General features: G+C 45.8%; 24 protein-coding genes. All 24 read left to right on the forward strand.

What is annotated here, in order from left to right:
• The first annotated feature begins 50 nt into the window (after positions 1-50).
• Positions 51-425 carry a flagellar protein FlaG gene (locus tag LPY66_RS05795; protein ID WP_337987148.1) on the forward strand — a complete coding sequence of 125 codons (375 nt, stop codon included), beginning with the start codon at positions 51-53 and terminating at the stop codon, positions 423-425.
• Between the two features lie 31 nt (positions 426-456).
• Positions 457-1,908, forward strand: coding sequence for a flagellar filament capping protein FliD (fliD, locus tag LPY66_RS05800; RefSeq protein WP_337987149.1), 1,452 nt, complete (start codon positions 457-459; stop codon positions 1,906-1,908).
• Between the two features lie 26 nt (positions 1,909-1,934).
• Entirely contained in the window at positions 1,935-2,339 is a 405-nt protein-coding gene (gene fliS, locus LPY66_RS05805) for a flagellar export chaperone FliS (RefSeq protein ID WP_337987150.1), read from the forward strand.
• 1 nt (position 2,340) lies between these two features.
• A complete protein-coding gene (locus LPY66_RS05810; RefSeq protein ID WP_337987151.1) occupies positions 2,341-2,868 on the forward strand; it encodes a hypothetical protein in 528 nt (175 codons plus the stop codon).
• A 191-nt stretch (positions 2,869-3,059) separates the two neighbouring features.
• The gene (locus LPY66_RS05815) at positions 3,060-3,653 is read left to right on the forward strand and encodes a TetR/AcrR family transcriptional regulator (RefSeq protein ID WP_337987152.1); all 594 of its coding nucleotides are present in this window, start codon (positions 3,060-3,062) and stop codon (positions 3,651-3,653) included.
• Positions 3,654-3,737: 84 nt separating this feature from the next.
• On the forward strand, positions 3,738-6,866 hold the full coding sequence (locus LPY66_RS05820) for a PAS domain-containing hybrid sensor histidine kinase/response regulator (protein WP_337987153.1): 3,129 nt from the start codon (positions 3,738-3,740) through the stop codon (positions 6,864-6,866).
• Position 6,867: 1 nt separating this feature from the next.
• Entirely contained in the window at positions 6,868-7,257 is a 390-nt protein-coding gene (locus tag LPY66_RS05825) for a response regulator (RefSeq protein ID WP_337987154.1), read from the forward strand.
• Positions 7,258-7,471: 214 nt separating this feature from the next.
• Entirely contained in the window at positions 7,472-9,679 is a 2,208-nt protein-coding gene (locus LPY66_RS05830) for a chemotaxis protein CheW (RefSeq protein ID WP_443112478.1), read from the forward strand.
• A 140-nt stretch (positions 9,680-9,819) separates the two neighbouring features.
• Positions 9,820-10,266, forward strand: a complete 447-nt coding sequence (locus LPY66_RS05835) for a chemotaxis protein CheW (RefSeq protein ID WP_337987156.1) — start codon at positions 9,820-9,822, stop codon at positions 10,264-10,266.
• Entirely contained in the window at positions 10,250-11,401 is a 1,152-nt protein-coding gene (locus tag LPY66_RS05840) for a protein-glutamate methylesterase/protein-glutamine glutaminase (RefSeq protein ID WP_337987157.1), read from the forward strand. Before LPY66_RS05835 ends, LPY66_RS05840 begins: the two co-directional genes overlap by 17 nt.
• A complete protein-coding gene (flgC, locus tag LPY66_RS05845) occupies positions 11,401-11,883 on the forward strand; it encodes a flagellar basal body rod protein FlgC (RefSeq protein WP_337987158.1) in 483 nt (160 codons plus the stop codon). The genes LPY66_RS05840 and flgC overlap by 1 nt, the downstream gene beginning before the upstream one ends.
• A gap of 35 nt (positions 11,884-11,918) precedes the next feature.
• The gene (gene fliE, locus LPY66_RS05850) at positions 11,919-12,233 is read left to right on the forward strand and encodes a flagellar hook-basal body complex protein FliE (RefSeq protein WP_337987159.1); all 315 of its coding nucleotides are present in this window, start codon (positions 11,919-11,921) and stop codon (positions 12,231-12,233) included.
• Between the two features lie 17 nt (positions 12,234-12,250).
• Positions 12,251-13,846 carry a flagellar basal-body MS-ring/collar protein FliF gene (gene fliF, locus LPY66_RS05855; RefSeq protein WP_337987160.1) on the forward strand — a complete coding sequence of 532 codons (1,596 nt, stop codon included), beginning with the start codon at positions 12,251-12,253 and terminating at the stop codon, positions 13,844-13,846.
• 2 nt (positions 13,847-13,848) lie between these two features.
• A complete protein-coding gene (gene fliG / locus LPY66_RS05860) occupies positions 13,849-14,853 on the forward strand; it encodes a flagellar motor switch protein FliG (RefSeq protein WP_337987161.1) in 1,005 nt (334 codons plus the stop codon).
• A complete protein-coding gene (locus LPY66_RS05865; protein WP_337987162.1) occupies positions 14,837-15,703 on the forward strand; it encodes a FliH/SctL family protein in 867 nt (288 codons plus the stop codon). Before fliG ends, LPY66_RS05865 begins: the two co-directional genes overlap by 17 nt.
• Complete coding sequence (gene fliI, locus LPY66_RS05870; protein WP_337987163.1) at positions 15,669-16,982, forward strand: flagellar protein export ATPase FliI; 1,314 nt, start codon at positions 15,669-15,671, stop codon at positions 16,980-16,982. Before LPY66_RS05865 ends, fliI begins: the two co-directional genes overlap by 35 nt.
• Positions 16,982-17,413 carry a flagellar export protein FliJ gene (locus LPY66_RS05875; protein ID WP_337987164.1) on the forward strand — a complete coding sequence of 144 codons (432 nt, stop codon included), beginning with the start codon at positions 16,982-16,984 and terminating at the stop codon, positions 17,411-17,413. Before fliI ends, LPY66_RS05875 begins: the two co-directional genes overlap by 1 nt.
• Before the next feature lie 32 nt (positions 17,414-17,445).
• Complete coding sequence (locus LPY66_RS05880; RefSeq protein ID WP_337987165.1) at positions 17,446-17,661, forward strand: flagellar FlbD family protein; 216 nt, start codon at positions 17,446-17,448, stop codon at positions 17,659-17,661.
• Positions 17,651-18,091: a flagellar basal body-associated FliL family protein gene (locus LPY66_RS05885; protein ID WP_337987166.1), complete on the forward strand. Its 441-nt coding sequence runs from the start codon at positions 17,651-17,653 to the stop codon at positions 18,089-18,091. The genes LPY66_RS05880 and LPY66_RS05885 overlap by 11 nt, the downstream gene beginning before the upstream one ends.
• A 68-nt stretch (positions 18,092-18,159) precedes the next feature.
• On the forward strand, positions 18,160-19,152 hold the full coding sequence (fliM, locus tag LPY66_RS05890; RefSeq protein WP_337987167.1) for a flagellar motor switch protein FliM: 993 nt from the start codon (positions 18,160-18,162) through the stop codon (positions 19,150-19,152).
• Entirely contained in the window at positions 19,145-20,344 is a 1,200-nt protein-coding gene (gene fliY / locus LPY66_RS05895) for a flagellar motor switch phosphatase FliY (RefSeq protein ID WP_337987168.1), read from the forward strand. Before fliM ends, fliY begins: the two co-directional genes overlap by 8 nt.
• A 12-nt stretch (positions 20,345-20,356) precedes the next feature.
• Positions 20,357-20,719 carry a response regulator gene (locus tag LPY66_RS05900; protein WP_337987169.1) on the forward strand — a complete coding sequence of 121 codons (363 nt, stop codon included), beginning with the start codon at positions 20,357-20,359 and terminating at the stop codon, positions 20,717-20,719.
• A complete protein-coding gene (locus LPY66_RS05905) occupies positions 20,719-21,186 on the forward strand; it encodes a FliO/MopB family protein (RefSeq protein ID WP_337987170.1) in 468 nt (155 codons plus the stop codon). Before LPY66_RS05900 ends, LPY66_RS05905 begins: the two co-directional genes overlap by 1 nt.
• Positions 21,183-21,833 carry a flagellar type III secretion system pore protein FliP gene (gene fliP, locus LPY66_RS05910; protein ID WP_337987171.1) on the forward strand — a complete coding sequence of 217 codons (651 nt, stop codon included), beginning with the start codon at positions 21,183-21,185 and terminating at the stop codon, positions 21,831-21,833. Before LPY66_RS05905 ends, fliP begins: the two co-directional genes overlap by 4 nt.
• The last annotated feature ends 11 nt before the right edge of the window (positions 21,834-21,844 follow it).

Consider the following 21,844-nt stretch of genomic DNA (forward strand, 5'->3'; position numbering starts at 1 on the left):
CTTTAATTATTCAAGGAAGAGAATTCAATTAGGAAGAGAGGGCGATAGACGTGGTAACGCCGATCCAACCTATTGCCAACCAGTTCCCGGTATTGCCGGCGGATACATTTTCCGGGCAGAAGCTGCAGCGCGGCAACGATGAATTGCCCCAGCTCGTCGTCGATAAGAAAGAGAATGCGTCGGCTGCCAAAGAGGATGTTCCTCGGGAAGAAGTGGAGCAGGCTGCCGAGAAAATGAACCGTCTTTTAGGTTTGATTAATAAACGCATGAAATTCGAGATTCACGATAAAACCAATCGGGTAATGGTAAAAATCATTGATGAAGACAGCGGCGAAGTCTTAAGTGAGGTTCCGCCCAAGAAGCTTTTGGATATGTTAAGTTCGTTGGATGATTTTGTCGGACTGTTGGTCGATGAAAAGGTGTAGGCGGCGCAATAGTCTTTAGGGGGTTGAAACGATGTCTGTGAGTAGTTCAAGTCTGTCTTTGCCGGGATTATCGGGGTATGATTTCTCGTCCATTGTCGATACGCTGGTAACCAGCTACAGCCAGCCCATAACCCAGATGCAGACCCAAAAAACAGCATTAGAGACGAAGAAAGGCGCTTGGCAGGATGTCAATACGCGCTTATCCAGTCTGGAAAATACATTATCCAAATTGCAGTCAGCAGCCACCTGGAACGGCACCACCGCATCTTCCAGTAATACCGCCTTGCTCACCGCTGCCGGATCGTCGGGAGCTGTGCAGGGAACCTATAGTATTCAAGTGATGCAGGCGGCGGTGGCGCAAACGGCAGTGAGCGAGGTTCAGACGGTAACCGATTCCTCGGCGGCAACGACGCTGGTGGCCGGAAGTTTTAAAATCACCGTCGGCGAAGATACAGCGGATATCACGGTTGCAGCGGGCGCCAGCTTAAACGATATTGCTGATGCCATTAACCAGACCCAGGTTGGGGTCAGTGCCTCGGTCATTCAGGTGGAGGGTGGCTATCGCCTGGCGGTGATGTCCAAAGAAACCGGGGTGGACAATGCGGCGTCGTTCACGGAAACCAGCGGCACGGTACTCCATCAGTTGGGGATAATTAAATCGGACGATGCCTTAAATGTCAGCCTGGAAGCAAAAGACGCGCTGCTGACCATTAATGGGATTACCAATATCAAGAGTGCCAGCAACAGCGTGACCACGGCGATCCCGGGGGTTACCCTGAATATTAACAGCGAAGATCCTGCTAAGACGGTCACAGTCAAAGTGACTGCAGACTATTCGGGGGCGCAAGCCGCTGTGCAGGCGTTTGTTGACCAGTATAATTCCGTGATGAGCTTTATCGACACGAAAATCTCCTACAATGAGACAACTAAAGCCAAAGGGGATCTCTATGCCGATCCGGCCTTGCAGGCTATCCAAAGCCGTCTGCGGACCATGGTATCGAACCAGGTGAACAATCCCACCGGACCGTATAAAATCCTGGCAGATATCGGGGTGGCGACCTCGGCGGATGATTACGGCAAGAGTGCGGCCTTAACCTTGGATGCCGATAAGTTCACCAAAGCCATGAAAGAGAATGCCAACAGTGTGGCAAACCTGTTCGGGGCAGAGGCCGGCGGAGTAACGCCGGTGAAAGAGTCTTCCGGAACGGCGCAAGCTCAGGGACTGGCCAATATCATGACAGAATATCTCCATCCGATGCTCATGTACGGCGGCACGATGGATAAAACCAAAGGAACATATGACGACCAGATCAAGGATGTTAAAAAGCAAATTGAAGACTTTACCGTCAAAATTGCGGCTTACCAGGAGAAAACCAAGTTGCGATTCGCCAAGTTGGAAACCCAGCTGGCGGGGATAGGCAGTCAGAGCGCATGGCTTTCTTCAATGGTCAATTCCCTGTCAACCAACAACGAGGATAAATAAGCGGTAAACTGAAGGAGAGAGGCGTCATGAGTACAATGCAGCAAAATATCTATAACAACCCGCAAGCGGCTTATAAACAGGCAGCAGTGGAAACGGCCTCGCCGGATAAACTTTTAATTATGCTCTATACCGGCGCGATTAAATTCCTGCGTTTAGCAGAGAAGGCCCTTCAAGAGAACAAGCTTGAAGCAGCAAATAATCATTTGATCCGGGTCGGGGATATTATCAATGAACTGAACACAACCTTGAATATGGAAGCCGGCGGAGAGATTGCCGCCAACCTCCGTGCGTTGTACGAATTTTATCAGGGCGAGGTTATCAAAGCAAATATTAAAAAAGATCCCGCCTATCTGCAGCCGGTCATAGAATTCTTTGAAGCGTATCGCGATATATGGATGGAGACGGCCAGGATCATTCGGGTGGGGGCATAACATGGTGCAGGAACACATTTTGACGTTGATCGGCATCTATACGGAGGATTGTTTGGATTATCAAGAGCTCCTGAAAAAAATGCAATCTTTCAGGAGCTTTTTGGATAGTTCGGAACAACCGAGTCAATGGAATGATGAGCTGGAACAGAAAATGTCCGTTTTCTGTGCGGATCGGGACGCATTCTTTATCAAGTTTAGAGAAAGAGCGGAACTAGCAAAACATATTCAGAATATGATCTGGGCTGATATGAATAGCGCTGCCGCTCCGGAAACACACGCATTCGATATCAGGCAATTACAGCCTTATGTTAATCAAGCCGTTTATGATCACCTGCTCGCGGCCTCGCAGGAACTGCGGAAGTACCGGCAGGAAGTGCTTGAACTCGACAGCATAATCATTCCGAGATTAGAGATAGCCCTGGAATCGATTAAGCTGGAACTGCACCGCATGCTAAATACGCAGACGACACGCAATCTCTATCAGCAAAAAGGGACGATCGAAGCGCGTTTTATCGACAAACTGAAATGAAACTGGAAAATCCTGATAAAGGATTTTTTTTGTAAGTGCTACAAGAATGAGAAATGACGAATTGGAATACAATATCGCAAAATTTTCGGTGATAAGCAAGAAATATGTAAGGAATAATATTGCACCATTAACTTAATTATCCTATAATGTTGTTATGTAAGTGAACATTCACTCGCGTTAGGAGAAGGCGGATGAAGAATAACTTCCCCAGTCGAAAAGATAATATCGTTCTTACTGCCATCGAAATAATCAACGACTTAGGCATACAGGGCCTTTCGACCAAGGAACTGGCTAAGCGGCAAGCAATCACCGAGTCGCTCTTATATCGGTATTTTAGGAGCAAGGACGAGATTATCGTTGCCGTATTGGAGAACTTCTCCCGATTTGACCAAAGTATCCATAAGACCATTGGGAATGCAAGCACAACAGCTAAGGAGAAAATCCTCGAGTACTTTCGTCTTTACACCGAATACTACGAAAATTATCCGGCGATTATCGCGGTCATGTTGTCGTTTAATGAGTTCGCCCATGATCCCAAAACGCATCCCATCGTCGTAGACATTTTCAACAATCGTAACGCTTTTTTGTCGGAAACAATACATTTTGGCCAAAAGAAAGGAGAAATAGGTTACTATTTCTCTTCTGAAGAACTTACTGAGATATTATCGGGATTCTTTAAAAATGTTGCTTTCATTTGGAGGTTGAAGGAGTATTCCTTTTCCCTTAAAGACCATACACTCACTGCAGTTCAGAAAATACTGGATAATCAAATAATGAATAAATAGACGAAAGATGCTTTATTTTGAGCTTCTTTTTAGTATACAGAGTACGAGTGATCGAGAGCAGGTGAATGAGTGGAGAACACGTCTATGCATCTGGAAAAAGAAAGGTTAACCAACCTACTGAATTATATCGGTGACGGTATTATTTCTGCCAACAGTGACGGTGTAATTGATTATATGAATACCTCAGCGGAAAAACTCACCGGTTGGACCTTGTCAGACGCCTTAGGGAAGACATTTGCGGATGTGTTTGTCCTGCGAAATCTTCGGACAATGGCCGTTGTTGATAATCCGCTCTATCAAACGATCCGGGAAAAGAGGCAGATCGGACTTCCCAATTATACCGCGCTGTTTGCTAAAGACGGTTCCGTTAAGCTGATATCGGCAACCATGTCGCCGGTACGTGATGAGCGGAATGAAATAACCGGTGCCGTTGTCGTGTTTCGGGATATAACCCGGTATAAGCAGATTGAAGAAGAACTGACGATCCAGCGAAACGATCTCCGCTATAATTTCGATCATACACCGGTGGCAATGGCGATTGTTGCTGAAGATCACCGTCTGGTATATGCCAATGAGGCATTTCTCCATTCTTTTGAAATTATGGCAGAAGATCTGGGAGGATGGCGGATTGGGGAAGTCATCAGCTGCCCCAGAAGCCTAAAAGGCGGATGCGGAAACGCGGAGGAATGTCCGGATTGCCAGCTTCGCCAATCGATTATATCGGTGCTTGAGAATTTGCGTCCGGTAAAGGATATCTATAGAGAAGGCATTCTGCATAAAAAGGGGAAGGAATGCTATAAGTACCTTAAGTTAAATTTTGTTCCTTATATCGATGCCAGTACAACCCATGTCCTGGTGAGTATTGAAGATATTACGGAACATAAGCTGATGGAAGAAAACCTCGTCCAATCCCGGGATTTCTATCTGGCTCTTTTTGACAATTTGCCGGCGCTGATTTGGCGGTCTGATGCTGATGGCCAATTCAACTATTTCAATAAGCCCTGGCTCGAATTTAGAGGCAAGTCACTTAAGGCAGAAATTGCAAATGACTGGCGGCAAGATATCCACCCAGACGATATCGCATTGTATCGAAAGATTTGCCGGGAAAGTTACGCCACGCAGACAGCGTATCAGATTGAATACCGGATCAAACGATTTAATGGGGAATTCCGCTGGGTCATCGAGCGATCCAATCCGTACGATGACCTTGAAGGGAATTTTGCTGGCTACATCGGTGCCTGCAATGATATCACCGAGCAAAAAAGGAGCACGGCTGAAAGAATCAAAGCTGAAAAGGCTTTAAGAGAAAGCGAAGACAAATATCGAAACCTTTTCAATGCGGCGGATGACGCGATTTTCCTTATTGAATCTCGAAAAACAGCAGCCGGCCGGACCGTTTGGTTTCGGGAAGTCAATGATGCTGCATGCCGGAGGCTTGGGTATACGCGGGAAGAGCTTTTGCGTAAGGGGCCGTTAGATATTGTGCCGGACAGTCAGATTCCGCTCATGACGGAAATCTACATGACACGTAAGGGAAGACGTGAAACGTTTGAAACCATACATTTGGCTAAAGACGGTACAGAAATACCGGTAGAGATTAATTCTCATAATGTGGTAATGCAAGGCGGTACCTATTGTCTGTCCATTGCGCGTGATATTTCTGAACGCAAACAGATCGAAATGCAAATGAAAAAAGCAATGGAAGAAGCCAACGCTGCCAATAAGGCTAAAAGTGAATTTCTGGCCAATATGAGCCATGAGATACGAACCCCGCTGAATGGTGTCATTGGCATGATCGACCTAACCATGATGACAGATCTCACGGAGGAACAAAGGGACAATCTGGTAACCGCAGAAACGTGTGCGGATTCCTTGTTAAAAATCATTAACGATATATTGGATTTTTCCAAGATAGAAGCGGGAAAAATGACTATCGAAAATAAAGACTTTGAGTTGCTTCAATTAATGGAAAAGATCGTCAAGATACATTATCACCGAGCAGTTGAAAAAGGTTTGACCTTCCATTGTCGGCTCCCGGACGAAATGCCGGTGATTAAAGGCGATCCCGGAAGACTCCAGCAAGTTCTTAATAATATTCTTGGAAACGCGGTAAAATTCACGGAAAAGGGCTCCGTAGGGATTACGTTAACCGTACAGGAGCCAGAAAAAGACCGGATTAAATTGCAGTTTTGCATTACGGATACGGGTATCGGCATAGCGGATGAAGAAAGAAGCCGGCTATTCCAAAGCTTTTCACAAGTTGATGGATCCTATTCGAGAAAATACGGCGGAACTGGATTGGGCTTAGTTATATCGAAACAACTCGTCGAAATGATGGGAGGGACGATTCAGGTCCAGAGTGAGAAAGGGAAGGGGAGTACATTCAGCATCGAGCTGACATTTCCGACTTCCAGCCGCGAAAAGGAATTTCACTCGGCCCCGGATCAGGAACAACTGATCGATGTAACGAAGCATCATGCCAGGGTATTACTGGCAGAAGACGACATTATTAACCAAATTGTTGTCAGCCGTATGCTTAAGGAGATGGGATACGCCTATAGCGTTGCCAATAACGGCATAGAGGCTATTCGGATGTTAGATAAAAAAGATTACGATCTTTGTTTAATGGACATTCAGATGCCGATAATGGATGGGATCCAGGCGATGACGATGATTAGAAAAAGCGAAGAGATAACGGGACACCATCTACCAATCATTGCACTCACTGCGCACGCTTTATTGAATGACAGGAAGAAATTTGTATCCCTGGGAATGGATGATTATTTAGCGAAACCTTTTCGAATGACTGATCTATATGATTTGATAGAAAAATTGCTGTCCAAATATGGCAAAGTACCGGACGATGCCGGTGATATACGGACAGCACCTTCTCTCTGGGGTAAGACAAGGCAAATTTCGGATACACTTGAAGGTGAGTTAGCATTTGTCAAAAGTGAGATAGCAGAGACTATCGAGACACTTCTTGCTATAAACCCTCTCAAGGAACAGCTTGAAGCGGAAAAACTTGCGCACAAAGTAAAAGAACTATCTGCAATGATCGACGCGGACACACTGAAAAACTTGGCTTTTAGAGTGGAATTGGCCTTGCGTCGAAGTGATTATAATGTTGTTCCGGAGCTAGTCAATGAAATGAGCACCCTATTTCAATGCCTGACGGGTGAGGGAGAGTTTCTGAAGGAGAGAGTGAATTGAAATGAATATTTTAATAGCCGAAGACGATTTGGCCAGTAGAAAATATTTATATAAATGGATGTCGAAGTATGGGAGCTGTGATATGACGGTCGACGGGATTGAAGCCGTTGAAGCGTTTACTATCGCGTTGGATATGGGGAATCCTTATGACTTGGTTTGTTTGGATATCATGATGCCGAAAGTGGATGGAATAAAAGCATTAAAGGCTATTCGGGATATTGAAAAACAACGCGGTACCCCGGAAGGCAGGCGGGCCAAAATTATCATGACCAGTGCCCTTAATGAAGATGATGTTGTTTCTGATTCCTTGACGGCAGGCAGTGAAGCCTTCGTGACTAAACCGATCAACCTTGGGCAAATGGAAGCACTAATAAAAGATCTTCTAGCCTAAACAAGAGTGATAAATATTAGAAGTGAAATTTCATTATTAACGGTATTTCTTAATAAACAATTGATCTAAGCAAGGGTGTTGGAAGGAATTTGAATTCATACGGCGAACTTTGTATTTTAAAGTCTCATTAGCAATGAATGTGCGGTATTTTGAAGATGTATCCGATATTTTGCAGTAAGTAATTTAAGGAGTGAATCAGATGGAAAAAGGTACAATGGGAATAGATCTTGACGATTTTCTTGAATTTTATTTGCTCGATTCACAAGAGCAAATCGAGCGTCTGGGTGCCGGATTGCTAGATTTGGAAAGAAGCGGCGAGAATATTTCACTGATAAATGATTTATTCCGTAGTGCCCACAGTCTGAAAGGCGCTTCCGGAACCATGGGGTTTACTCCGATCGTTGAATTGACACACGCCGCTGAAGATCTGCTGGATAAACTGAGGCAAGGCAAGATGTCGGTAACGAATGATATTATTGATGTTCTTCTCGCTGTAACGGATAAAGTCAAACTTATGCTGGGACAAGTCGAAAAAAGAATGAATATCACCGTTGACTTCTTCGATTTGAAATCTCAAATGAAAATGCTCACAGAGACGGGGGCTTTGGCAGAAACAGCACCGGCTGGTGCCAATTCAGCACCTGTCAATCGTGTTACGCACAATGAAAACATTATTAATATTAAAGAAATCATAAATAACGACATAAACCAGCGTAAAACAGAAGTGAAAAAGGCCGTTGATTTTAAACTGCTGACAGAAGAACAAGAAAAAGTCTGTGATGCACTTTCGGTTGGTAAATATGTCTATCGCATTGATGTTCGGCTATCACAGAATACGATGATGAAAGCCGTCAGAGCTGTCATGGTTATCCAACGGCTCGAGCAACTGGGCGATGTTGTGAAGATTACGCCTACGGTGGAAGAACTTGAAAGTAATGAAGACAATGAATTTTACATTTTGTATAGTACCAATGAGGCTCCCGAAGATATTCAATCGGATGTCCTTGAGGTTTCTGATATTGACGAGGCGATGGTTTCTTATTTTGTATCAGAAGAAGCCGAAACGATGAAAATTTCCGATCTGGAAGACACAGCGGTCGAAAACCTGACACCGACTGAAAATGGGACTGCTCAGGTTAAGGTAGAAGATGCGGCTGCGGAGAAGATGATCGTTCCGATGAATGCAAGTCGTGCAGGTGATGTTTCAACAACGGATGGGCAGAAGGAAGGAAGCAATCAAGTCCATACCATCCGAGTGGATACAGCGCGAATGGATAATCTCATCAATCTTGTGGGAGAAATGGTCATTACCAGAACACGCCTGGTCAAAATCGGGCAGGATTTGCAAGCGGTGAATCCATCGGAACCCTTAGTAGCCAATTTGAATGAATCGAATATGTATCTGGGCAGGTTAATGAGCGATCTTCAGGAGAGTGTGATGCGGCTGCGTATGGTTCCGATCGGTACTGTTTTCAGCCGGTATCCCCGTCTGGTTAGAGATTTCTGCAGAAAAACCGGCAAGAAGATAGACCTTGTTATCAAAGGTGAAGAAACAGAGCTTGACAAAACAGTCATTGAATTAATCGGAGATCCGCTGACCCATATCATCCGTAACTCCGTTGATCATGGGATTGAGACGCCGGAAGAACGGTTAGCAATAGGTAAGCCGGAGGCTGGAACCATCACACTCAACGCCTATCATGAGGGTAACCATATTGCCATCATTGTTTCGGATGATGGCGGCGGCCTGAACTTAGAGAAAATCTATGAAAAGGCGCTGGCGAAGGGGCTTATAAGTAAGAAAGAGGAACTTTCTGAAAAAGATATTGCCAATCTTGTCTTTTTGCCGGGTTTCAGCACGGCAGATCAGGTAACCGATATATCCGGACGTGGAGTTGGGATGGATGTCGTGAAAAAAACCATTACCAGCCTTGGTGGTATGATCGATATAAGAACCGAAAAAGGACAAGGAACATCAATGGTAATCATGCTGCCTCTGACCCTGGCCATTATTCAGGCGCTGCTTGTCGGAGTCGGTGAGGAAACATACGCTGTGCCACTATCGTCTGTCCTTGAGACGTTGCTGGTTAAAAGAAATGAATTTAAGGCAGTCGGCGGTATACCGATGGTTCAGCTCAGAGGGAATACCCTGCCGCTGATCTCTCTAAAGGATAAATTTGATCTGACTGAGCATGAACAGCTGAATGAAGAAGTCTATATCGTCGTCGTCGGTCTGGGTGACAAGTCGATCGGGATCATCGTCGATGAACTTCTTGGCCAGCAAGAGGTTGTGATCAAGTCACTTGGCGAGTTTTTAAACGGAATACCGGGTATAGCCGGTGCTACGATATTAGGCGACGGCAAGGTGACGTTGATCCTCGATATCGCCTCGCTGATCCAAGATATCCTGATTAGCCGTTAATTCATAGATTTCAATAAATCAATTCACGCTATCCCATGGTAACGATTCAACAACGTATTTAAACAATACAAGCACCAGCTGATTCAAAAGCCATATTCAAGACAAGAAACCAATCAATTATGTAGAAAGAGGGGGATATCATGGCAGAAGAGCAAATGGTCACTTTTTCATTAGGAACAGAAGAATTTGGTGTCGATATTATGAAAGTCCAGGAAATTATACGCATCCCGCCAATAACACGGGTTCCCAAGGCAAAAAGTTACGTGGAAGGCGTTATCAATCTGCGTGGAATTGTTATCCCGATCGTTAATCTCAGGACGCGTTTTGGCATGCCTAGTGCCGTAGAGACCGATCTCAGCAGAATCATTGTTCTGCAAATCGAAGGTAAGGTATTTGGCATTATGGTCGATAGTGTTGCCGAAGTATTGCGCCTCAATGATGATGCCATCGAACCGCCTCCGCCCATCGCTCTGGGCATGGATGCCAATTTTATTCGCGGTGTTGGCAAAATCGGTGAAAGATTGCTTATTCTCCTGAAATTGGATCAGATCATCGGTGGAGATGCTCAACATGAACAGACTGCATAAACCGATTCGCCTTTTAATTGTTGACGATTCGTCTTTTATTCGAATGACATTGAAGAAAGTATTGAGCAGAGATCCGGAAATTCAGGTACTGGATACAGCTCAGGATGGACTTGAAGCTCTGATGAAGGTCAGAACGCTCAAACCCGACGTCGTAACCATGGATGTCGAGATGCCGGTTAAAAACGGCCTTGAAGCACTCGAGGAGATCATGCGCTGGCAGCCGACACCGGTTATCATTTTAAGTTCAGTCACCACAGACGGAGCAAAAATGACGATGAAAGCGTTTGATTTGGGAGCAGTAGACGTTATCGCTAAACCATCCGGTAAAGAAGGTGATGTACTAGCTAACCTATCCGATGAAATTATTCTCAAAGTAAAGAGCGCAGCCCGCATCGATCCTGCCCGATTAGGTCGTCATGGCTTTAAAGCGATACCGGACACGGAAAAGCAAAAAACGCCGAACCCTCGCCTACCGCTTTCGCCTAAACACAGTGAACCCCAGCCGGAAGCCAGGCTCATCTCGCGGACAACAAATTCCCCCGAACACAGGATAGATATTGTGGCTATAGGCACATCTACCGGTGGCCCAAGTGCCTTGCAAACAGTGCTCACCCAGCTTCCGAAGAATTTCTCAGTTCCGGTAATCGTGTCCCAGCATATGCCGCCAGGATTTACCGCATCGCTGGCTGCCAGATTGAATAGTATCTGTGAAATCACAGTGAAGGAAGTCGAAGATGGTGAAGTCTTGCGAGCGGGAACCGTGTATATCGGGCAAGCAGGGAAACAATTTCAGGTCATTGGCAATAACGGCAATTATACAGCAAAGGTCACTACGGAATCACCGATTGCAACTTTGTATAAGCCTTCGGTGGACGTCATGTTCATGTCGCTGGCTAAAACATCGGGAGCGGGAACGTTAGCCGTGGTCATGACAGGCATGGGCAATGATGGTCTCCAAGGGATGAAAGAACTCAAGGCCAAAGGAGCTTATGCCATTGCTGAATCTGAAAAAAGCTGCATCGTCTATGGTATGCCCCGGGCAATTGTCGAGGCTAAACTGGCGGATAGAATCGAGCTGTTACAGGATATTGGGAGCACGATCACGGCGTGTGTAAAAAGGAGGTCAAACATGTAATGGGCCTATTTACAAGTATGAATATCAGCGCTTCGGCGTTAACGGCACAAAAACTAAGACTGGACCTCATATCGAATAATATTGCCAATATCAATACGACCCATATCGGCGAAACGACCGCATCAGGAAACGCTGTTCCTTATACACGAGAAGTCGCTGTATTCTCAACGCGTCCGGCAGAATCCAGATTCTCGGATTATTTCAAGGATGCCTCACAACGAATGAGCAGTGAGGGCGTACAGGTTGCGGCAGTTATTCAGGATACAGAGGAATATCGGCTGGAATACGATCCGGATAATCCGGATGCTGCAAAAACAGCCGAAGCAGGAATTCCAGTCGGCTATGTGCGTTATCCCAATGTTAACTTGACAGAAGAAATGGTGGATATGATCTCGGCCTCCCGTTCGTATGAAGCGAATGTTACTGCGCTGAATACCAGTAAAGCCATCGCACTGAAAGCACTCGAAATTGGCAAGGGTTAAAAGGTTGGTCAGAGAAAAGGAAGAAGGAATAAATAATGAGTAATTCGATTGGTCCTATCATACCGATCAAGCCTCTCGCTCCCCTTGATAACAGCTTATCCAGTGTATCTAAGGGTGATGAAGGAAGTAACACCAGTTTTTCTTCGATCTTGACTGACGCGTTGGATAAACTGGAAACGACTCAGGCTGAAGCGCAGCAGTCGACGGCGGATTTTATCAGCGGCCAAATTGATGACTTTCATACACCGGTCATCGCCTTGCAAAAGGCAAACCTTGCGATGAATCTGGCCGTTACGGTAAGGAATAAAGTTGTCACTGCCTATAAAGAAATCATGCAAATGCAAATTTAGGTTTGGGGGTAAGTTAGTTGAATTTTTCCATAACTGAAATAGTAAAATCATTGCAAAACTTTTGGAAAAAACTGACTCGCCCTCAGCGTGTTTTGTTAGTTGTTATTCCCGTTATAGTCGCTGTTGCCTTGTCACTTTTTATTTTCTGGGCTAGCCGACCGCAGTATGTTGTCTTGTTTTCCGAACTGGAAACCACTGAAGCCGGCCAGATTACGGAAGAACTAAAAAATCTGAAGGTTGATTATCAATTGGCTGAAGGCGGAACGACGATCGAGGTTCCGCAAAAGGATGTTGCCGAGATTAGGCTGGAGTTAGCCAATGCCGGGCTGCCAAGCAAAAGCACGTTTAGTTTTGATTATTTAAACGAAATGCGGTTGGGTGAAACGGAACAGGACAGCAGGTTAAGATATGTTTTAGGGTTGCAGACAGAAATAGAGACGACGATTGAAACCATGGACGGGATCGACTACGCCAGGGTACATATCGTCCTGCCTGAGGAGTCACTTTTTGATGAAAATAAAGAACAAACAACGGCGGCAGTAACCATCAAGCGGAAAACAGGCGCAGAGATTTCTGAAGATCAAGTGCGATCCATCGCTAATCTTTTAGCTTATTCCGTTGAAGGATTAACAACGGAGTATATCACGATCAACGACACGAACGGAAATGTCTTATCGGATGTTCTTGGGAACAGCAATTCCCCGCAGACATTGACAGCCAACCAACTGCAAGTCCAACAATCGGTGGAAAACAAAATGCAGCAATCGGTTCAATCTATGCTTGATAAAGTGTTGGGTACAGGAACAACGATCGTCAGAGTCAATGCGGCGATCGACTTCGATCAGAAAAAAATCACCAGTCAAAAAACGGAAGAAGGGACAGTGACCAGCCGGGAACAGATAACAGAAAAAAGCTCGAGCACGTCCAGTCAAGGCGGTGTGCCGGGAACGGAGAGCAATATTCCGGATTATCTGGTGAGCGGCAACGATACAAATTCTAGCTCCGAAAAATCCAGCCTGACTGAAAATTTTCAACCGAGTGTCACTCAGGAGGAAACGGTTGTCAGTCCCGGTCAGATCAAGCGTTTAACCGTTTCCGTACTTGCTGATTCGGACGGGGTAACCGACGATCAGCTTTCTGAGATCAAGACGATCGTATCATCGGCTGTCGGCATTGATCAGACTCGCGGGGATGTGATCGAAGCCGCCCGGATTCCTTTCAATAAGACAGGCCTGCTGGAAGAGCAGGCTGCGATGGCAGCGGAAGCGCGTAAAGCCCAAATCATGATGTACGCTCAAATCGGCGGGGGTGTCTTGCTCGCTGTCCTTATCTTATTATTCTTCTTAAGGTCCCGGGCTAAGAAAAAATCAGGTGCAAACGCCATGGACCTTGCCGATGGGCAGAAACTGGTCACGTTACAGGAAGCTGAGCAGATCCTGGCAGCCCAGCTTGAAGCGGAACGGGAGGCGGATTTGAAGCTTGCCCGTAAGAAAGTGAAATCATCCGAAGATATCGAAAAAGAAAAGATCCGACATGAAGTAGAAAAATTCTCCAAAGACAATCCGGATGACGTTGCACGGCTGGTTAAAACCTGGCTGACTGAGGAGCAGTGATCATGAACAGCCTTTATAACGGATTACAAAAAGCAGCAGTGTTGCTCATTACGTTAGGCCCGGAACGTTCTTCGGAGATCATTAAATTTTTATCCGAGCCGGAGATAGAACAATTAACGTTGGAAATGTCCAACATGCGTAAAGTTACCGAGGACCAGCGGGACTTTGTTCTGGATGAGTTTCACAAAATGTATATCGCCAGTAATTATATCGCCCAGGGCGGTATCGAATATGCCCGAGACGTACTGGAAAGAGCTTTGGGTGAGCAGCGGGCATTCGATATTATCGGTAGGCTGTCGTCATCATTGAAAATGCGGCCGTTTGATATGGTACGGCGGACGGATGCCAAACAATTATATTCCTTCATCCAGGGTGAGCATCCACAGACGATATCGCTGATCATGACGCATCTTCCCGCTGACAAAGCTGCCGTTATTCTATCAAGTCTTCCACAGGATTTACAGGCGGAAATCACCAAACGGATTGCGCTGATGGGCAGAACGAGTCCGGAAGTCCTGAAAGAAATAGAAAAAGTTCTTGAAAGTAAATTATCGAATCTTGCGCCAACGGATTATACGGCATCAGGCGGCATGCAAACAGTGGTTGACATGTTGAACAGAACGGATCCGGGGACATTAAAAACAGTTATGGATGTTTTGGAAATGGAAGATCCGGACCTGGCTGAGCAAATCAAACGGCAGATGTTTGTATTTGAAGATGTTATCCTGCTGGATGACCGCTCCATTCAGCTTGTTCTGCGTGAGGTTGAGACGAAGGATCTGGCTCTTGCTCTTAAGGGGTCAAACGAGGATGTTGTGGCCAAGATACTTGGCAACATGTCCAGCCGGGCCTCGGCCATGCTGAAAGAAGATATGCAGTTTATGGGACCTGTCAGGCTGCGAGAGGTTGAAGAAGCGCAACAGAGGATTGTTAAAGTGATTCGTAAGCTGGAGGAAGCCGGCGCAATCGTAATATCCAGGGGTGGTGCTGATGAAATTATCTACTAGAACATTCGTCATAAAGAGTAACGTTGTGGAAATATCGTCTCCGAGGATTCTGGAGTCACCAGATCCTGCTTTCTATCGAAAGAATCTGCGTATACTGGATACCCTTGCTGTAACAGCGGGCGCTGCGTACAATTTTGCAGCGCAAGACATACCCGCCGGAGAAATACTAGCGCCGGTAATTCCAGAGACAGCTGAGGCGATGGAAGAAACGGAATCCATACTCCAAGCCAGGATAAGAGCGGATGAGATTATTCTGGAGGCGGAGCAGAAGGCTGCTGAAATCCTGGAAAAAGCCCGGTTGCAAGCCCAAGCCGAAGCGAAACACATGGAGGAGATTATCCGGAATCAAACGTTTGAACAAGCTAAAGCCGAAGGTTATGCTGAGGGCTTGGCTATCGCCCAGGCAGAAGCAGAAGACCTAAGAAAGCAAGCAAAGGATTATCTTGAATCGGCAAGGACCGTATTTCAGAATGAACTTGATAAAGTTGACAAAGATCTGGCCGGATTATGTATCCAGATTTGTGACAGGGTCCTAAACACAACATTACAGCTCCAACCCGAGATCCTTCTCAATATGATCCGTAACCTGACTCTCCGTCCGACAGATAAGGATAGTATTAAAATCCATTTGTCCAGCAAAGATTGGGAATGGTATCGCAAATTATCGAAAGAAGAGAAACCAGAATATCCGGTCATCGTTGATGAAACATTAAAAGACGGAGATACGTTTCTGGAGTGTTCCGAGGGCATTTTTGATGCCACTATTGATCACCAGTTAAAGAGCATTGGAGAATACCTGCAAAGGGAGATCAGTCATGGCCAACTGGGCAGAAATCAGCAGGAAAATTAAAAAATACGATGCAGTAAGCGCAGTGGGCAAAGTATCCCGAATCAGCGGCCTGCTTGTTGAAGCTGCCGGTCCCAGAGCAAGTGTCGGGCAATATTGTTTGATCAACCCGTCTTTTGGTCCTTCAATCCCGGCTGAGGTAGTAGGCTTTAAAGATTCGACAACATTACTGATGCCTTTGGGAGAATTAGAGGGAGTTGCTCCCGGTGATCTCGTGTTCCTGCAGGAAGAGTTGCTCAATGTGAAAGTTGGACCTGGCCTTTTGGGGAGAGTCCTCGATGGATTAGGAAGGCCGATTGATGATAAACCCTTGGTTGCAGAAAAAGCTTATCCATTGCATAATAAGCCGCCGAGCGCCTTGTTCAGGCCAAGGATCACGGAGCCGCTTAACGTGGGTGTCCGGGTAATCGACTGCCTGCTCACCATGGGCAGAGGTCAAAGAATGGGTATTTTTGCGGGTTCCGGTGTCGGCAAAAGTACCTTATTGGGTATGATGGCTCGTAACTCAGAAGCCGATGTCAACGTGATTGCCCTCGTCGGTGAGCGAGGACGTGAGTTACGCGACTTTATGGAGAAAGATCTGGGACAGGAAGGCCTTAATCGGTCGGTCATTGTTGTGGCAACATCGGACCAACCGGCCCTCGTCAGGCTAAAAGCTGCATATACAGCGACGGCCATCGCTGAATACTTCCGGGATGAGGGCTTGAATGTCTTACTGATGATGGATTCTGTCACCCGTTTCGCAATGGCACAGCGTGAAATCGGCTTAACGGTGGGTGAACCTCCTGCCACTCGAGGGTATCCGCCATCCGTATTTGCTATGCTGCCGAAACTATTGGAACGTGTTGGTCTATCGGAAAAGGGAAGTATCACCGGATTATACTCCGTATTAGTCGACGGGGACGACCATAATGAACCAATAACCGATGCGGTTAGAGGTATTCTGGACGGACATATTGTACTGACCCGGGATTTGGCAGCAAAAAATCACTATCCTGCTGTCGATGTTTTACAATCGATCAGCAGGCTCATGTCGGATATTGCTGATCCGCAGATCGTTAAATATGCCGGCACGATCCGGGAGCATATGGCAGTATATCAGGATGCAAAGGACTTGATCGATATCGGTGCGTATGTAGCCGGAAGCAGCAAAAAAATCGATGAAGCCATCAAATATATCGATAAGATCAATGACTTTGTCTGTCAGAGCACCAGTGACAAATGTTCCATAACCGATATGCTCAATCGGATGAACGCTATATTTGAAGCAGGAGATGCTTGATGGCTTTTAGATTTCGTCTTCAGACCAGTCTTCGTCTGGCGGAACAAGAAGTGGATATTGTCAGAGCGCTGCTTGCTCAGGAGATTAGCAGACTTCGGGATATGACAGATAAAAGAGACAATCAGGAGCGTATCTTCAAACAAGCATTAGCAGGACAAACATCTGCATGTATCACAGAACCCCACAACCTGCATCTGTGGCAGGCGTATACCGGGGAACAAAAAGAGATTCTTAAGGTTTTGGAGGTCCAGATAGAAGAACAAAAAATTCGGGTGGAAGAAAAAAGACAATTGCTGGTAGAGCATCGGATCAAAGCAGAAAAGTACATACGATTAAAAGAAAAACAGGCTAAGCACTATAAATTAGAAGAATTAAGAAAAGAACAGAGCCTCATCGACGAGATCGCCCAGAATCATAAAGGGTCAAGTTAAACCATACCCAAAGCTAATGGAGGAGGAGTATCGTGATTTATCTGACACGGATAAACGGTAAAGTGTTCACAATGAATCCGGATCTGATCGAAACGGCGGAAGCGACACCGGATACAATTATCACACTGACCAATGAAAAAAAATACGTCGTCAAAGAATCAATTGAGGTTATCATTGAGCGGGTCGCCGAATTCAAAAGGCGATGCCATCCGGAATTCAGAGGAGGACCACAGGTTAATGAAGATTAAAATCAATAAAAAAATCATCAGTTACATACTCATCCTTGTCATCGGGATTGGTGTCGGCGCCGGCGGCATGTTAATGAAGGATAAATTTCTGCCAAATACGGGCCAAGACACTGCCGAATCGCATGAAAGCACAAAGGATGAAATTGGGCCCCTCGTTGAGCTCTCCGAATTTACGATAAACCTGGATGGCGGAGGCATCGTTAAGACTAAGGTAGTTCTGGAAGGGGTTGATAAGAAGTCCAGTGAGGAGATCGAAGAAAAAGCCGCGTTTCTTGAGGATAAAGTGATTGCTGTTATGGGTTCTAAAGACCTGGAGGATATGCGGACGGCAAACCGCGAGGATTTGAAAAAAGAGCTGGTGACAGAGCTGAATAAGATATGCGATGATCAAATCCAAGATGTTCTGTTTATTAGCTTTATGTATGATTAAAATGACCGTATTGTGATGACCGTATCCCAGGCGAAATTGACAGATCGCAGAAGAAAGGAGAGGTAGGATTGGGTGAGGTACTGTCTCAGGAAGAAATTGATGCGCTGCTCAACGCGTTATCGGATGGTTCTGTTGATGAAGAAGCGATAAAGATGACCAGTCCCCATAAAATCAAAGTATACGATTTTAAACGACCCAATAAATTTTCCAAAGGCCATCTGAATTCATTGATGAACATTTATGATAATTTTGGCCGATCTCTGGCTACATACCTTGCCGGCAACATGCATACCGCAGTCGATGCCAAAGTCTTGTCAACAGAGCAATTGACTTACGATGAATTTATTCGGTCACTGCCATTTCCAACCATTCTGGGGATATTTAAATTTAACCCACTGGATGGAAACGGATTAATGGAGATCAGTCCTTCTCTCGCTTTTATCATGGTAGAAAGACTTCTGGGCGGATATGGCATGGTGCCGACCAAGAACCGTGATTTGACTGAAATAGAACGCAAAATCATTGTCAACCGGTTGGGCAGGATCATTCAATTGATGGGGGATGCTTGGAATGACATATTTGAGGCAAATGCCCAACTGATCAATGTGGAGACTAATTCGCAGTTTACGCAGATCGTGGCACCGAATGAAATGGTCGTTGTCGTAACTATCGAAGTTAAGATCAATGAACAAATCGGTATGATTAACGTGTGCCTTCCCTATATCGTCATGAAACCCGTGCTGGAGAAACTGAATAGTCTGATGCTTTTTTCATCCGGGGAGAAGTCGATCTCGGAAGAGCAAAAAGAGATCATCAGAGAAAAAATCGAATGGGCAAAAGTACCGTTGAAAGCCGTTATTGGTAAGGCACAGATCACAATTCAGGATCTGATTAATTTAGAACGAGGTGATGTTATTCCGTTAAACCAGAATATTAAAGATTCGCTGGCTGTCTTTGTCGGTGACTATATGAAATTCAAGGCAATGCCAGGAGTTTATGGAAACAGAATCGCAGTTCAGATTACAGAAGTATTAGCTAAAGGGGGGAATGCAGATGGGTAATGGGATGCTTTCACAAGAAGAAATCGATGCATTGCTTTCAGGTGCAATGGATGCGGGATCAGAAGAAGTCAAGGAATCTCCTTTAGCCGAAGGCAGTATACAACTCTCTGACATGGAAATGGACGCCATGGGAGAGATCGCCAATATCTCCATGGGCACAGCCGCGACCACCTTATCCCAGCTTGTGGGTAAACGCGTCGAAATCACGGCACCCAAAGTTGATGTGACGACTGCGAAACAAATAATGGAAGATTACCCTGTGCCGCATGTTCTTATTGATGTCAAATACAAGAAAGGGATCGAAGGTTCGAATATGCTGGTACTTTCCCGAGAGGATGGGTCGATTATTGTCGATCTCATGATGGGTGGTACTGGAAATACACCTTCCACTAATCTTTCCGAAATTCAGTTAAGCGGGATTTCAGAGGCAATGAACCAGATGATGGGGTCTGCGGCTACCTCGATGTCGACGATGTTCAATTCCGTGGTCGATATTACCCCGCCGCGGGTCATTCTGGCCGAACTGGATAATGAGGAGCAGGAATTAAGTAAAGGCCTCAGTACCAGCGAACCAGTAGTCAGAGTATCTTTTCGCATGGCGATTGAAGGCATCATTGACAGTGTGCTGATCCAGGTTTTGCCGTTTGATGTCGCAAGAGGAATGGTAGAAAAATTGATTGGCCAGATCTATACATCCACAACAAAAGATCCGGTGATTGAGCATCCTCCGACACCACCCCTGGCGGCATCTGCTGCGCCGTCAATGCGCGCTCAGATGGGATCGACAGCACCAAGCCAACCGATGATGATGCCTCCAGTGATGGAGGAGCCATGGCAGCCGACAACGGATTATACGATGCCAAAAAACCCACCAACCTTTGTTCAACCGGCTCAATTTGCGCCGCTGTCACCCAGCGGCATGGCAGGGATGCAAAACAATTTGGGGCTGATATACGATGTCCCGCTGCAAGTCAATGTAGAATTGGGTAAGGCGACCAAAACAATCAAAGAGATTTTGGATCTCGGTCCGGGGTCCGTGGTGGAACTCGATCGTTTAGCCGGTGAACCCGTAGATATGATTGTCAACGGCAAGCTCATTGCGAAATGCGAGGTCGTTGTCATAAACGAGACATTTGGAATTCGAATTACAGAAATTGTCAACCCAAATGATCGAATCGACACTTTAAATTGAGGAGGAGAAAACGTGAGTAAAAGAGTATTATTGGTTGATGATGCCGCTTTTATGCGAATGATGCTGAAGGACATTCTGGTAAATAATGGCTATCAGATTGTCGGAGAAGCCGAAAACGGGATGATCGGAGTCGAGAAATATATGGATCTCAAGCCGGACATCACCGTCATGGATATAACGATGCCTGAGATGGATGGACTGGCGGCAGTCAAAGAAATCCGCTCAAGAGATCCCCAGGCCAAAGTCATTATGTGCAGTGCCATGGGTCAGCAGGCCATGGTTATTGAAGCAATCCAATCCGGTGCCAAGGATTTTATTGTGAAACCATTTCAGGCCGATCGTGTGCTGGAAGCGATTGCTAAGGCATTAAAATAATGAATGGAATAGAAAGTCAGCCTTACAATCCCACTACACCAACAACGGCAGCAGCCCCGGAAACAATTTCCTGGGCGGGTACGATCGGTACCATTGTTGTCTTTTTGATCATACTTCTTGTTGCTCTATGGATGATAAAAAAACTGAATCGCTATTCTGTTCGCAACATAGAGTCTTCCTGGGTAAGAGTACTGGATCGACAGGTTTTAGGCGGTCAACAAACACTTTATCTGGTGGAGATTGCAGGGAAGATTCAGGTACTGGGGGGAACAGACCACCACATATCCAAAGTAGCAGAAATCGACGATGTGGATGTTGCTGCGGAGATCCTGGATGAAATCGCCCGGCAGCCACAGGAGAAAATGGATCGATTCCTGTCCGGAGTAATGAACAAATTCAGACGGAAGGGAAAGGGTAATTCCTTTTCTGCTGAGCTGGAACGCTATCTCGAGGAGGAGAGAAAATGAACGTAACCCTTGACTTAGGACAGACCGGCTCTGCAGTTCAATTATTTCTGCTCGTGACAGTCCTCTCCTTCGCTCCGGCAATCTTAGTCATGATGACATCGTTTACCCGGATTGTCGTCGTTCTGTCTTTCGTCCGTAACGCGCTCGGCACACAGACACTTCCGCCGACGCAAGTGATCATCGGTTTATCCCTGTTTCTTACCTTTTTCGTCATGATGCCCACCTTTCAGGATATCAACACCAATGCACTGCAACCGTATATGCAGAGTAAGATCACGCAAGAAGAGGCTATTGACAAAGCGGAACAACCCTTGCGAACGTTCATGTTCAAGCAAACCCGGGAAAAGGACCTTGCCTTATTTGTCAGTATGTCTAAGATGGAAAAGCCTAAAACATATGGCGATATCCCGACCTATGTTCTGATTCCGGCTTTCGTCATCAGTGAGTTAAAGACAGCGTTTCAAATGGGTTTTGCGATATTTATTCCATTTATCATCATTGACTTGGTCGTTTCGAGTACACTCATGTCGATGGGGATGATGATGCTGCCGCCAATGATGATCTCTTTACCGTTTAAGCTCTTGCTATTTGTTCTGGTCGATGGGTGGTCATTGGTGGTACAGTCACTGGTTTCAAGCTTTAGCTAGCGAATCAACAA

This window comes from Dehalobacter sp. DCM, assembly GCF_024972775.1.
Taxonomy (GTDB): Bacteria; Bacillota; Desulfitobacteriia; order Desulfitobacteriales; family Syntrophobotulaceae; genus Dehalobacter.